Below are 16,198 nucleotides of genomic sequence, written 5' to 3'. Positions count from 1 at the left end.
TATTAAATCGTTAGCACCCACAAGAGTGCCCAATCTGTAATTCAAACTCGACCTCACATACGGCTTCTTTATATGGCCAGTTTTGTAAGATTTGTATCGCTTTTTCGGCAATTTTATCAACGGGTTGGCGGACTGTTGTCAGCGTAGGAACCGTATATTCAGATTGAACAGTACCGTTAAAACAAACCAGTGCAATATCCTCTGGAACACGCACTTTTAGCTCCGCTAACGCCTTTAAGCAACCGAAAGCCTGTAATTCATTTGTTGCAAAAATGGCTTCTGGCAACCCAACCTGCTGCATTTGATAAATTGCCTGATAGCCCCAATCGCGCGTATATTTCCCCGCTAAAATCCATTTTTGCTGTACTTGAAGGTTTGCTGTTGCCAATGCCTCTTGCCAGCCACTAAAGCGGTCTTGCGTATTAAGCATCTCATTTGGACCGCAAATAATGCCAATATTTTTATATCCATGCTCTATCAAATGGCGGGTGATTTTATAAGCGGCAAGTTTCTCATTCACTTGGATCGTACTCACACCTTCTGAAGCTTCCACCCTATCAAGCATCACACATGGTGTGCCTGACGACTGAATCAGGTCAATATAAGGGTGCCTATCAACACTGGTGTAAATCAGCCCTTCAACTTGCCGTAACAACAAATTATTAATTAGCTCTTTTTCGCGAGCTCGCGAATCACCTGCATCTCCAAGTAATAAAACGTGGCCATGTTTAAAAGCTTCCCTTTGTAGTGCATGAGCTATCGAAGCCAGAAAAGGGTTTGAGATATCGGGGATCACTAGTCCATAAGTCTGCGTACTGCCTGATGCAAGTGCTTTTGCAATCCCATTGGGGCGATACCCCGTTTTCTTGATTGCTGCTAACACTTTTTGTTTTGTTGCTTCCGCAACGGGACGGGGACCGTTATTTATCACATAACTGACCACCGCAACCGATGTTCCCGCTTCGCGGGCAACATCTACCCGCGTCACTTTACGGCTATTTGCATCAGACACTCTGCATTCCTTATTCTGTTACCCTTACTTTCTCCAAAGAATAGCAGTCGTCTGGTCTTTTATATACCACTTATATGGCATCTTCAGGCAAGTTAAGGTCACGACCTCGTGTTTCTGGTGCAAAGAATGTTGTCACGAGCCCAATACACGCCATTCCTATGAAATAAATCGCAATTGGCCACCAATGCCCTGTCCAAGACAATAATGCCGCAGCGACCAGAGGCGCAGTACCACCAGATAAAATAGAACCGAGTTCTTTAGCGAAAGCCATTTTAGTATAGCGATTACGTACGCCAAATAACTCCACACCCCAAGCTGCTTGTACCCCGAAAATCCCCAGTGATGCTAACCCCATCCCAACCACAATCGTTGGGATAACAATCATTGGTTCACGAGAATCGAGCAACATAAAAGCAGGCACGGCATACAGCATCAACAAGAAGCAGAACCAACGGTAAACAATACGACGACCAAAGCGGTCAGATAACCAACCCGCGAATGGAATAATGGCAAACCCCAAAATTGATGCGATTAATACCGCCGTGGTGGGAACGGATTTATCCACCAGCAATATTTTTGTGACGTAGCCAATAATAAAACCTTGAGCAAGATAAGACGGGCCATTCTCGCCAATTCGCAAGCCAACCATCGTCCAAAATGCACGAGTTTTCTGCCAAAATGAGCGATTATCAACAGCATGGATAATGGTGTCTGATTCCAATGCTTTACGGCGCTCTTCTGCGAGCAATTCTTTTTGGCGTTCAAATACGGGGGTTTCACGCATATGTTGGCGGATAAATAATGCGGCTAACGCAATTAAAATGCTACCGAGGAACGGAATACGCCAGCCCCAAGACATCAGGCTTTCCTTGTCCATTTGTAACACTATCAGCCAAATCATGGAGGCAAGTAATGTTCCACTGTTTGAGCCGAGTGCAATAATCGAGGAAACCAAACCTCGGCGTTTTACTGGTGCATACTCACCCAACATCACCGTACCACCAGATAACTCAGCCCCTGCACCTAACCCTTGAGCAAATCGCAAAATAACCAAACAGACTGGCGCCCAAACACCAATTTGTGCGTGGCTAGGTATCGCACCTATTAATGTGGTCGATAACCCCATTAATGCAATCGTGATCACCATGACCATTTTTCGGCCATGCTTATCACCTAACCAACCAAAAAATAATGCACCTATTGGGCGGGCGATAAACCCAACTGAATAGGCTGCAAAACTTGAGAGCAATGCCATAATCGGCGTCGCATCAGGGAAGAAAACATCACCAAAAATGATACCTGCCGCTAAACCATAAAGAGCAAAATCTGCGTACTCCATGGTTGTCCCTAACCAGCATGAGAAAATCGCTCGGCGGAAATCTTTCTTCCCTTCTGGAGTATTTAACCGCTCTTGTGCAGCTTGTTGATTAGTCTCAACATTTGATTGTGTGACCATAGTCATAAACCCTTGGTATTGGCGCAAAGCCGATTAATCAAGACAATATAGTTTGTGATTTTATTTGCTTAAAGCATAGTCTACGCGCGTAGAATTAAGCAAACAAGGTGATCCTATTTTGTGAGCGTTATCACTTGATGATAGAAATATGAAATTTATATGACTGAAAATACAGGGGGAAATGACTGAAGGTAAAAACAGAAACCTCTCGAGCCCGCTAAGGCACAAGAGGTTGAGTCTCTAAAAATCGTTATTCTACCGCTCTATCTAAACGAATTTTCCGTTCTTCATAAATGGCCACAACGCCTAACATCACAATACCTACCGCTGTTGCAGCAAATAATAAATAGAAAGTATCTGACCAACCATGCAATGTGAGACCGCCCAGTGAAATGCCATCTCCTTTTGGGTCTGCAATACGGGAAACAAGAACTTTTGCCATCCCGTCGCCAAACAGGTAACCAAAGAAGCCAGGAATGGAGTTAACCACCGCTGTCGCACATTTCGGGGCAAAACCGATAATGGAGATACCAATTAAAATCACGGGGCCAAAAATAAAGAATCCTTCAAAAAACAGCGCAATATAGATTCCCCAGACACTGGTCATGTTCTGATAGGCTATCAATGGGAAAATCACTGAAATCATACACAACATGCCGAGCAACGCACGTCTTCCCCCCATTTTATCAGAGACATAACCCCATGTTAGTGAGCCTAAAAAGCCACCAAGTTCGAGCGCCGTGATTGTACCAATCGCAGAAATATCATCCCAGTTGAGCGCCATTTTAACATACGCCACACTCCAGTTGTCCACGCCAATCCGAATGGTGTACACACACAAGTTCGCAAAGCACAAAAACCAAACAGCTGGGTTTTTCAGCACATACTTAACAAAAATATCACGCTTAGTCATGCTTTCTGCCGCGGTATCTGCTTTAGACACAGGCTCATCAAAAATCTCTTCTGGCGTATTCCACCCTAACTCCGACGGATCATCTTTCCCGAAAAACAGGCCAAAAGTTGCGATAACAGCGGCAAATAAAATAGGGAAAATAAACATCCCTGCCACATTACCGTTAAAGGCGTATTCCATTCCAAACAAAGCAATAGGACCAGCTAGGATTGCACCAATATTATGAGAAGCATTCCACCATGAAATATAACGACCTCGATTCTTTCTTGGCGTCCAGCGGTTAATGGTTGAATTTGAGCAAGGCCCACCGGGTGCTTGGAATAACCCAGTCAGCGCCCAGAGGAAAATAAATATCCCCAGCGAATGCCCTGAAGATAGCAAGAACATCCCTATGGCAAATGAAGAGGCGCAGGACAGCAATAACAAGAAACTGAGTATCTTCTTGGTATTCTTCCCGTCAATATAATAGGAAAGTAATACCCGCCCTAAGCTATAGGTGATCGAGAAACCGAACCCTACGGTGCCTAAATCACTTAACGTAAAATCCGTTTGTTCAATAATAAATGGTGTTGCTGCTTTGAAGTTATAACGCAAAAAGTAGATCCCTGTGTAGGCGAGGCACATCACCAAGAAGGGTTCCATAAATTTGCGTAGCCATAAATCACGTTGTACAGAGAGAGGGACCTTGCCAATCGGGAGTCTTTTAATATCAAAAAAGGAAAGTTTAGAACTCATTTTATTGCCCTTTTATCGTTCTTAATTATTCTAATTATTTTATTTTTTAACTACTTAAGGAACGCATCAAGTTGCTGATAAACATCAGGACTCGACGCTAAAACATAACCGCCTTTCATCAGAAAATCGGGATTCGAAGAATAATCATTGGTCGTGCCGCCTGCTTCTTGGATTAATAACAACCCAGCGAGGCAGTCCCAAGAGTTGAGGTGTGGTTCGAAGTAGCCAATCAGCCGACCTGCCGCAACGTAAGCTAACATCAATGCCGCCGAGCCATTGCGTACAAACATGCCGTTCGCATGGAGTAACTTATCTAGAAATGGAATAATAGTTTCAGGTGACATTCTGGTTGAAATGCCCACACCTAATAAACCTTCATTTAGTGAATGGGCAGGGTTCGCGTGCACACGTGTTTGATTGCAATAACAGCCATAGTTTCGCATTGCATGAAATAGGTCATCATGAACGGCATCATAAACTGCCGCAATCACTGTATTTTTGTGCTCATCAAGCAATGCGATGGAAACACACCAAGACGCAAGGCCAAAAATAAAAGCGCTGGTACCATCAATTGGGTCAACCACCCAGGTATAGCCTGACTTTCCTTGAGAAAAACCGCCTTCTTCACCAAAAATGGCGTCATCAGGGAAATGATGGTTAATTTTTTCGCGAATAAAATTTTCTGTGTTTTTATCCGCAACTGTAACAAGATCTTGCCCATCACCTTGTTTCTTTTCAATATTTAATTGCCCACGTTGATGGTAATAAACAACTGCCAGCTTCCCCGCGTCTATAGCAACTTTTTGAATGAACTGATACCTGCTCGAAATAGCGTCCATTTCAACCCCTTAAATTGAAATTATTATTTCGAACATTACATTTATTGAACTATTTATTTTGTGATCGATTTCAAGGCATGAAAAATTAATGTTAATTTTATTTTATAAAAAATAGTTAATTTCGATGTTAGCTTATTGATATAACGATGACTAATCTCAAATTTTATATTTAAGAAATCAATTATTAAATTTCTATTGATAAAAATTAGAAATAAATAATTCAAAATATCATCTTTTTATGATTACTCTAGCTAAAAGACTTAAGCGAATTAAAAGAGAAATGAAAAGCCCAAAAGCCACTTTTTAAATATCCAGTGGCTTTTGGTGTTATTTCACATTTGAAAGGTAATCGACGATATCGCGTAAATAACGCCACTTCATCCAGACTTCATCATTAATTCCCTGCCCAGTATATTGCTCAATAGCAGTGATTAACTCTAACATTTCCAGCGAATCAATATGTACGTCTACGATCAGTGCAGAGTCCATAGTGTAGCTATTCGTGATCCCTGAATAAGTCCGTATTTGCTGGATTTGCTCCACCAGCCATAACCAGTGAATGTTGTTTGATTTAATATCCATTTAACCCCTCACTGGCCTGTGGTGTAAGCATCTTTTTTGCTTTGATCGCGCGTCAATGCGCCTCGTTCCGTTAATGTCACCGGAGTCTCGCTATTCGGCAGATAAGACGCTGTATCTACAACCACTTTTGTTGCTTCACGTGTACCACGATAAATTTCTTTATCCGATTGACTACGTGTTAATGCGCCCTCCGTTGATAATGTGACTTTGGTGGGCACTTCGCCGTTTCTTAAGTAGCTCCCTAAAAGATGACCATTTTTAGGTAAAAACTGCTGTATGGCCTCTTGTTTGGCTGATTGACGTTCTGGCTTTACCTTTGCCTGTGTATCTTGGTTGCCACGCAGCGTACTGGCAACAAAGCCCTTGCTCTGGTAAATAGAGTTATCCACCTTTGGAAATTCGTAATCAACTTCTGGTTCTTTCACAGGTGGTTGATTTCCGTGTAGCGTGCTCGCAACAAAGTCCTTGCTCTGGTAAATAGAGTTATCCACCTTTGGAAATTCGTAATCAACTTCTGGCTCTTTCGCGGGTTGGCTTAATATCGTGTGCGACAGTTTCGCTATAAATTGATTTTTGACAGGTGCTAATACGGGAGCTTCGCTCTGTTTGGTCTGTTTAGACTCTTCGAGTGACGAGTGATCCACTTCGGGAGATTCATGACTGATCTTCGTGATATTTTCACTGAGTGGAGAACTAAAGTAATAGTTATTTGTTGTGTTGTAACTACCTGATATATGACTGCTTGTCAAATCCGAGGATTGAGGCAACCCCCTTGCGCCATCAACTTCGTCCCCTGGTGGTGACGATAACGGCTGGCTTTCTACTTTCGGTATTACGGCTCGCTCTTCCCAATTAACTTGCACTTTTAGTGTCTTAACAATTTCTAAGCTTTCTTCCAATATACTGAACATATTGTGCATATAATGGGCTTTATCAACAGATGGGCCATTTCCTGCGTTCTGATAAGCGCTATTTAAAACCGAGATTTCTGCTTGTTTATGTTTATTCTGCTCAGAGAGTAAACAATTATCCATTGAAAGCTGTTTTACCATTTTCTCTGGTAAGTGCTGTTTTAAAACATTTTCAAATCCTGGCCTAACATAGGCCTCTTTAAACCTTTCTCCCATAACAAGAAAATGATTACCTTTAATACCAGACAAAGATTTCTGGATGTTTTTATCGAACAGTTCCAATGATTTTTTAAGGGTTGCTTTAGAATTATCATTCGTTGTTTGATTCAAACTCTGAACCATGTTTGCGGCGGACTCTAATAACCCATCCGCCATTTCATGAGGTTCCAGTAACGTTAAAATAATCAAACTACTTTCAGGGCGGTAATGCATAGCTTGTTGAGTTATATTTCCCATCCCACCAAAGTTTAATGCATTCATCACCATTTCCGCTGTGATATTATAATCACTTTTATTTAATAGCTCAGAAATAATAGAAGCCTGCTTGTGAACATTGAGATTATGCAAATCCTCTTTATTCATATTGGGTGTTTCGGTTTTTATATTACCTTCTCCGTTCAATGGTAATGCATTTGTTGAACTAGCAGGTAGAACAGAGGAAATATTATGTGCTATTGAATTACTGTTATTGACTAAATTCCTATTCATGTCCATGCTGGGAGTTACTGCATTTTTTAATATAGGAGAAATTGACATTATACAATACCCTCACAATAAATTATGATTTAATAAAAAATTGTCGTACTTATAAATTAAAAATTAACTAAAGCACTATTATTTTGATTCAAGTCTCTAACTAGTTGAATGAGTAACTGAGTTAATGTCTCAAAATGGCTATTATCTTGCCGAAATGTTTCTAATAATCGGGAAACACTATTATTAACAGCATTTTTTTGGCTATCTATTCCGGTTTGCATACTTTGAAATTGCTGAGACTGAACTTGTGCTCCATCTGCCCACCCATTAAGACCACGCACAGTATTAAATATTTCTGCAATAGGTTTAAGGTCTGGATATATTTTTACATGTGTACCTGTTTTTTTAACTATAAAACCTTGACCCGATAATTTTTTCTCCCAAAATTCGAAAACGCCATTTTCTAATGGTAACTCTAGAAGGGGTGTCGCTTGGCTCTCATCAAGACTAAAGCTATTAAAATGGCCATCCAAGTGATTAGCATCATTTGGATTTCCTGTAAAAGGTCTCCCAGAATACTTTGCAGCGGCACTATTTAAATCTAAGATAAAACTTTTCGCATAGAATTCAATTTTACCATCGCTCCCCGCTTTCATATGATTACTTAACTTACCAATCGCCGTATTAATATCTTGCATAAACTGAGTCGATGCTTTAATTAATTCACCATACTGTTTTTGATAGTTATCATGAATATTCACAATCATTGTTTCTAACCCCTTAATATGAGGTCGACCATCAATTACAGTGTCTGATACACTTCGTTTTTCACGTTTTAATGCTTTATATGAGTCTGAGGAAATCTTTGAAACTAGCTTTGTATGGCTTATCTCCTTTTCAATATCGTTAAATGAGACTGATTTTCTATAAGAAGCTTCATTCAACTCCAAACCACCCAATTGTCTCGCTAGCACCATTCCTTGTTTATAAAGATCTGCGTCTAAGTCTATGGCAAATTCATTTCCATCCTGGTGAGTTATCGTTTCCAGCTTTCCAACAACAACTGCATTCTTTACTTCTGGATACCCAATATAATTTCGTTGAAATATTACTTCCATGGTTAGCCCCTTACAACACTCTGGAATGTTCGCAAATTGGCTTCTCTAATTTCACGTAAATACTCACTCATTTGCTTCACGAGGTCTTTATCTTTATCTACTTGTTTATCTTTATCTGCTGAAATAGTACGTGCGATATCAGCCGTCGCCTGTTGCTTCATTTTATTTGCTTCTTCTTCTTTAACGCTAATTTGAGTCCCTGATGTCACCATTTGCCCTACATTATCGGATAGGCGCCCGCCTTGCTCTGCTATGCTGCTGTATGTTCTCGATTTATTCACAATACGATCATGCTCTTGGCTTTCCGCCAGCCCTAACTTATTAGTCCTTTGTGCAGATTCTGTATTTCGTTGATTTACTAAATTTTTCTGAGCTGAACTTGGGCTGTCCACCATATCTATTGAGCTGCCATCTTTACCTTTAAGGCTAATCGTATTATTTTTCGTCGAAGCCCCACTTTGACTCAATGCCTTCAAGTTATCAGTTAAAGCGCTATTCTGGTTCGCCTTCACCAAATTAGTATTTGTCGATTTAAGTTGTGTGTGCAGTGATTTAGCTTGAACCAACCCACTTCCCAAACTCACAGCAAAAGAAGTACAGAACCCTGCCAATGAACTATAAAATGCTTTTTCACCTTCTTTAATGGTAGAGTCTGCAGCGGCTTCTACCATTTTGGCATTTAATGATAAGAAATCGGCACTAATTCGACGATCGGAGATATTCAGTTCAGATAATACTTTACGAACAATTGAGCTTAACGCTAATAATATATCACTGCTAATAATCCCAATGAATTGGTTTGATTTTAATTCTCCTGTCGACTTAACTTCATTCTCTTTAAGTTCCACATTGCTTTGGCTATTATTGAAAACATCTTTAAGTAATGAACTTCCTAATATTACCTGTACGGCAAGCCCTATTTGCTTTATTTCTATTTCATCAGGTAATTGGGCTGTCTGGAAGGCTTGCTCGGTAATATTTATCTCTTCTGCTAATACTTTAGCCACTAATTGCTGCATTTTTTCTGGTGTAATCGTAATAAATTGATGAACATCCCCCAGTAATGCCATTCTTTCTGAAGCACCTAATAAGGTTAATGCCTCTAATATGTGCTCCACATTAATATCTTTTATTGCGATCGCTTCTTTAAGTTCAGTTTTTTCTGTACTGATTTGTTTCACTAACAAATCGATTTCTTGTACCGTTAATACTTTTTTAGGTGTAATACCTTCTAAACTCGAGTCATTTAATGCTGCCGATATAATCGAAGCATGGTTAGTGGCTAATATATTTATAATGCTTTCTTTATTAGTATTAATTTCCATTTTTTCCTCTCAGTTTTATCCAAAACGTGCCATTTTCGACATTTCAACTTTTTGGTCATTCGACTTCTGAAGAGAGCCCAAAATACCGTTGAACATTTCACTTAATTTCTCGGTTTCTTTTGACATTGCTTTAATAAGAGCATTGAGTAGCTCTGTTAATGTTTGAATTGACTTATCATTCAGCATCATACCCGCCAACATTGCCTTCATATCACGCATATTCGCGGCAGCATCTAAACGTAGTCCACCCGTTGCTGCCGTATTTGCAATACTCATAACAGCACCAGTGCCTTTCATTGCAACCTCAAGACGAGCCATGCCCACACTTTGTTTATTTACGCTATCAACGACATGCTTAGCACTTGAAGACACATCAGTAATATCATCAAATTTGTCTGACAATTTAGCGAATTTGGATAGATTTACCACGCTATCACCACTGTCCGCGACTGAGTCACCGACCTTCACCATTTGGCCACCAATGGACACAACATCTGACGATTTATCCGCTTTATCTGCAATTTGGCTAACCGCTTTCGCAGTATGTTTTACTTCATCAAATTTATCCGACAATTTAGCGAGTTTAGAAAGCTTTGCCATACTATCAGCGCTATCTGCTACTGCGTCACCCACTTTTGCCGCTTTACCGAGTGCACTGGTTAAACTTTTAGGCACTGATTTGATAATATTTTTTATCATTTTCGGTATATTTTTTATCATGCTCGGAATACTTTTTATCGCAGAGCCCATTGAGAGCAAGGAAAGTGCCAAAAAAGCAATTGCCGCGACAATCATGCCAACAATGCTGCCAATTTGTTTAGCCTTCTCCTCTGGTACACCAAACTCAATCAGCATGTTCGTCACAGCATAAGAAATTTGGTCAGCTAACATTTGCATTAGGCTGCTATGACCTGTTTCTTCTAATACAATATCTGTAACCGCTATCGCAATCCCTATAGCAGCAACGGCTAATGTAAGCGGCGTTGCTGCCCCAAGCGTTGCAACTGTGGCAATAACTGAAACAGCCAACAAAATATAACTAAAGATTTTACTCGTGCATGAAGCCGCTTTATTCGCTTCAGCCGCTTTACGTTCGGACGCCTCCGCTTCTTTCGCTTTTTTTTCCGAGTCTCTACGAGAAGCCTCATTGATTTTCATCATGACTTCTTCTTGTTCTTTCATGTTACGAACAGAGTCTTCGCTAATCGCTTTTTTGAGTTGAGCTGTCAACAAGGTCAACAATGCCAGCGTGTTTTCCCATTTATCACCATCCAGCTCAACATTTCGAGGGGAAGTTTCTATAAATTGAGTTAGTTTGTTACGGTTATCTTCAGAAATCTTAGTTAACTCGATAGATTTATCAGCTAACGATTCAAAATCACGTTGTAACGTATCAATTTTTAAATTAAATTCACTTTTTTGATTATTTAATAAAACAGATGAGGCTTCCAATGTTGCTAGTTCATTGGTTAATTGATTAAATTGTGTATTCAACTCTGCAATCTTTGCTTCAGCGGCAACTTCAACTAGATAGGCTTCCTCTGTTATCGGCTTTTCTAAAGCGTTTATCTGCGCTAATATTTTTTTATTTTCGGCTAATTCAAGCTTAATATTAGCCAAACGATCTTTATTATTCGTAATGGTTTGTTGAAGATTTTTTTGCTTATCTGTGATGCCGTTTAACTGTTCTTTCGCGAGATTTAAGTTTTTTTCAACCTCTAGGGTCTGAATAGTGTAGCTCTCAGCTTCCTTTGTTGAATTTGCAAATGAATTAAGTAATTCACTACCTTGCTGACGTAAAGACTCTGATTCGGCATTGATTAATTCAAGTCTATTTTTTAATTCACCTAAGTTACCTTCATGTAATAATTGGCGCAGTGTTGAAAATGTTTCAATAAGTAATGCGGTTCCATTAAAGCCTTTTTGTGATTTTGAGCCTGCTATTTGTGGACTCATTTTCATCATCATCATTTTTGGTTTTAATAATTTAGGAATATTTTCATTGCGCTGCTTCTTCATCTGCTCTGTAGATGTCAACTCCTCACAGGCTATTTCTAATGCTAATACTGATTTAACACTTTCATCTCCAGTCCCTAATGGGTTACTGTTTTGTAAAAAGGTATAAATATTTTTTATTCGTTCATTATTACCAAGGTTTGTAATATCGACCATATCATTTCCTCGTTATATTTTAGAATCTGTTGAATCCGTTTTTTCTGGCGAGTCTTTCTTTAATGCATTTAAATAGGCTTGTGATTTTTTCTGTAAGTCGGCATCAGTACTACTTTCTAAAACACTTTCAAAACAGTGCAACGCCGCACTACTTTTTTTCATCATTAAATTGCATTGCCCTGCATGAAACAAAGGCCTGTAATCATTTTTAGCTAACACAAATGCCAAAGCATATAACTCAGTGGCTTTGTCATAACGTTTCGTTAGTTGGTAAACAGCAGCTAAACCCATCACATAATCTGTGTTATAAAAATCATATATACTTAAAAAACGAAAAAAGGTTTCAGCCTCTTTTAACTTTCCTTGTTGATAAAATTCATAGGCATAAGAATAAATTCCCTCCATTGTACTTTGTGGGATCCCATGAATATCTTTATAGGTTGAACCTTCCATTAAAGCGGTAGTGATACTAGAAAGTAATGCTTCCATATCAATATTTTGTGTTTCTTCATGTTGAGTGTTATTCATATATTTACCTTTGTGTTAAACTTTAATATATGATGAAAAATAAATTTATTTGCATCATAATTAATCAAAAAAATCTCCGCTTTAAAAAAACGATTTTATTTATTAATTTATATTTATTATTCGTCTTACTTTATAAATTCGTCATTTATTTATCATTTTCCCCTCGAGTAGATTATCAATATCTACCCCCATGCGAATAAGCTCAACTCGAATTAGCCACGAAACAATATTCATGATTTCTTCTAATCCAGTTTCATCAATAAACCTATCTTTTTTATAACTTCGCCATATTTTTCTTGCTAAAGGAATATCTCTAACAACAGGCACTCCCTGTTTTTCGGCATATTTTATGATCGCTTTTGCTTGTAACCCTCTACTTTTAGAAAATAAAAAAGGTAGCGGTGCGATATCAGGGTCATAATAAATGAGCAATGCAATATGCGTTGGATTAGCCATCACAAATGTAGAATTACGAACATTTGATTTAACTTCTTCAGAAAGTAATTCTTGATGTAAACCTCGTCGCGCACTTTTAATCTGAGGGTCGCCTTCATTGTCTTTGTGCTCTTTCTTTACTTCTTGTTTTTCCATTTTTAAGTTTTTAATAAATAAGAAAAATTCAGTAATCATATCAACGATAATAATTAGCAAGGCTACGGCTAAAAATACAATGATAAAGGTCGTTGATAAATCTGCCCATTGCTGGATCATGCCTTCAATGGTAGTACGATAAAGCATAAAAATGTCATGTCGCCAAAGATAGAAAAAAACCAATGCGGAGACAATAAAGACAAGCAAGTATAAAATAGCTTTAATAAGTTCTTTTAACGAGTTCAAAGAACTTATTTTTTTTAGCCCTGCAATAGGATTTAATTTTGTTAAATCCAGTTTTATTGCCTCTGTCGCTAGCCTAAAACGGCTCTGTAATAATGAGACCAACGTTCCAGCTAAAAAACACGCCAATAAAACTGGTAATAAAATACCAATAAAAACAATAAAGAATTCCCAAAGTAATGTATCAATATTTATATTATTTGGAGACAGTAATATCTTTTTTGTTAATAGACCCAAGTCAGATAAACTTGTCATACCATCAAAGATAAAAGCACTAACGACTAATACAATCGCGGCAACCGAATCTTTGCTTTTATAGCTTTGTCCTTTCTTTGCTGAATCCTTTATTTTTTTATCAGTAGGCTTCTCTGTTTTTTCTGCCATAATAATTAAACTGTATACCGTTAATTAGAAAGAAAAATCGTATTCAATGGCGTTAATGAAACCATATTCATTAATATATCTGGTACTTCATTCTGGAAATAAAGTAAAAATACGATAAATGCAATTATTGATTTTATTGCTAATGATAATGAAAATGCATTCAACTGTGGGCAAAAACGGGAATATAACCCAAGAGCTACCTCGGTAATAAATAAGGTTACAATTATTGGAGCAGCTAAAATCACACCTTTAAGAACCATACTATTTAGCCATTCCCCTAATGCTAAGCTATTAAAAGAGGAAAAACCTTGTCCCAGCGGTAGTAAATGGTAACTCTGAGCAAATATGGTTGAAAGTTGGTACATTCCCCCTTGAGATAAAAACACCATGCACACAATATAGCTCAAGAATACAGCCAGCTCTGAAGCTTCAGTCCCACTTGCTGGGTCAATAATACTACTGATCGTTTCACCTCGCTGCGTGTCAATCAATTCACCGATCACATTAGCAATCATGAAAGGTAGGCCTAAAATAAAAGCCAATGTTAAACCAACAACGATTTCAAATAAAAAAACTTCAGCTAACCCTGCTTGCTCCCCTTGAAGATCTACTCCCATAAAAAAAGGCCACAACCCCAAGGCAATATAAATCACGACACAATTTTTAATAATCCCGCCATTTAGCAGTTTATTGCTAAAAAAAGGCAAAAAAAACATAACAGGTGCAATTCTTAACCAAGCTAATGCTAACTTAATTAGTCCTTGCTGGAACAAAAAAAATAAATAGGATGCTAGCGAAACTAACTCTTGGCTCATTACAGTAGCCCTACCGCAGGGATCGCCATACGGATCGCCTCCGTGGCATAATTCATCACTTTATCGGCTAACCACCCTGAAATCATAAATAGTGAACCAAATACCGCCAATAATTTAATACCAAAAGGGAGAGTTTGTTCTTGAAGCTGAGTTACCGTTTGTATTAATCCCACTAATAACCCTACTACTGTCGCAACAATAACTGGGATCGCAGATAAGATAACAATTAATAACATCGCCTTATTACTAACATACACGATTTCGTCCATATCAATATTCCACGTCAATGCTGAGCTAATTCAATATATTGCATCACCAACCCCTTAGAGATTAATGTCCACCCATCGATAGCAACGAATAAAATTAATTTTACAGGGATAGAAATCGTCACTGGACTCATCATCATCATACCGAGTGCAAGCAAAATACTGGAGATGACTAAATCAATCACCACAAAAGGCAGGTAAATATAAAAGCCAATTTCAAATGCGGATTTAATCTCACTGAGCGCATATGCAGGTAATAAAGAAAATAAAGTTGGAGGCGTACCATCCTCATGAATTTCTTCTTCGCTACGTCCCTGCTGTATTGACTCAAAAAAATTAACTAGCTGTGGTTCTGAATATTTCTGTAAATAGCTCTTATAGCGCCCCAGTCCATCATCAACAAAGTGATCTATGGACTCCACATTGCTAAAATCAACACTTTCTTGACGCATATAATTGTTCACATCTTGCAATACCGGCATCATAACAAAAATGGATAATAATAAAGCTATCGCATTTAATACCATCGTTGATGGTACCTGTTGCACGCCTATCGCATTACGCACCATAACTAATACAATCGATATTTTTAAATAACACGTACCTGCTGCAATAATAAAGGGGAGTAGTGTTGAAAATGCAATAAGTGCTAATAAAGGTATTTCTTGTGGAACCGTTGGCATATTATACCCTTTTATCACCGAGACTAATTATGCGGGTAATTTCTAAGCCTAATTCACTCTCACCATCTAAATAAATCAATTCTCCTTCTGCCACTAATTGCTTATTGGCGTATATCTTTACCTCTCGTTCTTTATTTTCACCAATGGAAAATACTGAACCAAGTTGTATATTACCAAGCTCTGTAACAGGAATATCACTGTGGCCAAGTACAAACGTTAATTTAATACTCATATCTGCCATATTAAATGGACGTTCAATTTCATCTTGATAATCGTCCACCAATTGAATATTTTCACCCTCTTCTGGAGACAATATTTCTTCAATCATAAATAAACCTTCTTCTTGTTTTTGAAACCGTGCAAATACACGTTCGCCAACCAACATATGCAGTTGTAATTGTTGAATACAAAGCGCATCACCTAACGCTAAAGTACGCAAGAGTGACAAGCGAATATGGCTGTATCCTAAAACCCAATCTGCCGATACTGAGACATTAGTGATGCCATTATCGGCTTGCTCTCGCACCGCTAGGCCATCAAATGGAGTACACAGCAGTACCTCACCGAGACAGGTTTCTTTTGCCGATAATCTGAACCCTTGAATATCATTACCATCAATGATTTCTACCGAAGAACATGTAAACTGCCCCTCAAAAAAATGTTGATGCTTGTTTTCAAACATAAAAACATTGCACAGCGTATCAACACTCAAGTTACCCCACGCGTAATGAACAAGTTCTGGCCAACGATGCTGACACCATTTTTCAATCTGAACTAATACGTTTACTCGCTGCAATTTATTCTGTAAACACACTCTAAAATAACGTTGTCCTGAGTGAGTGAGAGAATTAACCACATCAACGTGATATTGCTGCTGCCAAATTTTTAGTTGCTTTTCTTGCTGACCAACTCGTCGAATTTTCAACATA

15 protein-coding genes are annotated in these 16,198 nt (G+C 38.5%); all 15 read right to left on the bottom strand.

Going from position 1 to position 16,198, the window contains the following annotated elements; all coding sequences use genetic code 11:
- Nucleotides 1-10 precede the first annotated feature (10 nt).
- Complete coding sequence (locus M1F05_RS00855; RefSeq protein WP_206085121.1) at nt 11-1,012, bottom strand: LacI family DNA-binding transcriptional regulator; 1,002 nt, start codon at nt 1,010-1,012, stop codon at nt 11-13.
- 70 nt (nt 1,013-1,082) lie between these two features.
- Nucleotides 1,083-2,468 (bottom strand): MFS transporter, encoded by a 1,386-nt coding sequence (locus M1F05_RS00850; protein ID WP_206085122.1) that lies wholly within the window; start codon nt 2,466-2,468, stop codon nt 1,083-1,085.
- 250 nt (nt 2,469-2,718) lie between these two features.
- A complete protein-coding gene (gene uhpT, locus M1F05_RS00845; RefSeq protein ID WP_206085123.1) occupies nt 2,719-4,116 on the bottom strand; it encodes a hexose-6-phosphate:phosphate antiporter in 1,398 nt (465 codons plus the stop codon).
- Nucleotides 4,117-4,166: 50 nt separating this feature from the next.
- Entirely contained in the window at nt 4,167-4,955 is a 789-nt protein-coding gene (locus M1F05_RS00840; protein ID WP_206085124.1) for an inositol monophosphatase family protein, read from the bottom strand.
- 327 nt (nt 4,956-5,282) lie between these two features.
- A complete protein-coding gene (locus M1F05_RS00835) occupies nt 5,283-5,537 on the bottom strand; it encodes an acyl carrier protein (RefSeq protein WP_206085125.1) in 255 nt (84 codons plus the stop codon).
- Nucleotides 5,538-5,545: 8 nt separating this feature from the next.
- Nucleotides 5,546-7,204 (bottom strand): hypothetical protein, encoded by a 1,659-nt coding sequence (locus tag M1F05_RS00830; protein WP_206085126.1) that lies wholly within the window; start codon nt 7,202-7,204, stop codon nt 5,546-5,548.
- A 56-nt stretch (nt 7,205-7,260) separates the two neighbouring features.
- On the bottom strand, nt 7,261-8,262 hold the full coding sequence (locus tag M1F05_RS00825; protein WP_206085127.1) for an IpaD/SipD/SspD family type III secretion system needle tip protein: 1,002 nt from the start codon (nt 8,260-8,262) through the stop codon (nt 7,261-7,263).
- Between the two features lie 2 nt (nt 8,263-8,264).
- Nucleotides 8,265-9,587: a type III secretion target, IpaC/SipC family protein gene (locus M1F05_RS00820; protein WP_206085128.1), complete on the bottom strand. Its 1,323-nt coding sequence runs from the start codon at nt 9,585-9,587 to the stop codon at nt 8,265-8,267.
- Nucleotides 9,588-9,602: 15 nt separating this feature from the next.
- Nucleotides 9,603-11,759, bottom strand: coding sequence for a type III secretion system translocon subunit SctE (sctE, locus tag M1F05_RS00815; RefSeq protein WP_206085129.1), 2,157 nt, complete (start codon nt 11,757-11,759; stop codon nt 9,603-9,605).
- A gap of 12 nt (nt 11,760-11,771) precedes the next feature.
- Nucleotides 11,772-12,287, bottom strand: coding sequence for a type III secretion system translocator chaperone SicA (gene sicA / locus M1F05_RS00810; protein ID WP_206085130.1), 516 nt, complete (start codon nt 12,285-12,287; stop codon nt 11,772-11,774).
- Between the two features lie 141 nt (nt 12,288-12,428).
- Complete coding sequence (locus M1F05_RS00805; protein WP_206085131.1) at nt 12,429-13,505, bottom strand: EscU/YscU/HrcU family type III secretion system export apparatus switch protein; 1,077 nt, start codon at nt 13,503-13,505, stop codon at nt 12,429-12,431.
- Nucleotides 13,506-13,525: 20 nt separating this feature from the next.
- Nucleotides 13,526-14,320, bottom strand: a complete 795-nt coding sequence (sctT, locus tag M1F05_RS00800; RefSeq protein WP_206085132.1) for a type III secretion system export apparatus subunit SctT — start codon at nt 14,318-14,320, stop codon at nt 13,526-13,528.
- Nucleotides 14,320-14,589, bottom strand: a complete 270-nt coding sequence (sctS, locus tag M1F05_RS00795) for a type III secretion system export apparatus subunit SctS (RefSeq protein ID WP_206085133.1) — start codon at nt 14,587-14,589, stop codon at nt 14,320-14,322. Before sctS ends, sctT begins: the two co-directional genes overlap by 1 nt.
- A gap of 14 nt (nt 14,590-14,603) precedes the next feature.
- Nucleotides 14,604-15,269, bottom strand: coding sequence for an EscR/YscR/HrcR family type III secretion system export apparatus protein (locus tag M1F05_RS00790; RefSeq protein ID WP_206085134.1), 666 nt, complete (start codon nt 15,267-15,269; stop codon nt 14,604-14,606).
- Nucleotide 15,270: 1 nt separating this feature from the next.
- On the bottom strand, nt 15,271-16,197 hold the full coding sequence (locus M1F05_RS00785; RefSeq protein WP_206085135.1) for a FliM/FliN family flagellar motor switch protein: 927 nt from the start codon (nt 16,195-16,197) through the stop codon (nt 15,271-15,273).
- Nucleotide 16,198 lies beyond the last annotated feature (1 nt).

The organism is Providencia sp. PROV252 (genome assembly GCF_033676005.1).
In the GTDB taxonomy this organism is placed as follows: Bacteria; Pseudomonadota; Gammaproteobacteria; order Enterobacterales; family Enterobacteriaceae; genus Providencia; species Providencia vermicola.
The sequence above is the reverse complement of the archived record's forward strand: the minus strand, read 5'-3'. Positions and strand labels throughout refer to the sequence as shown.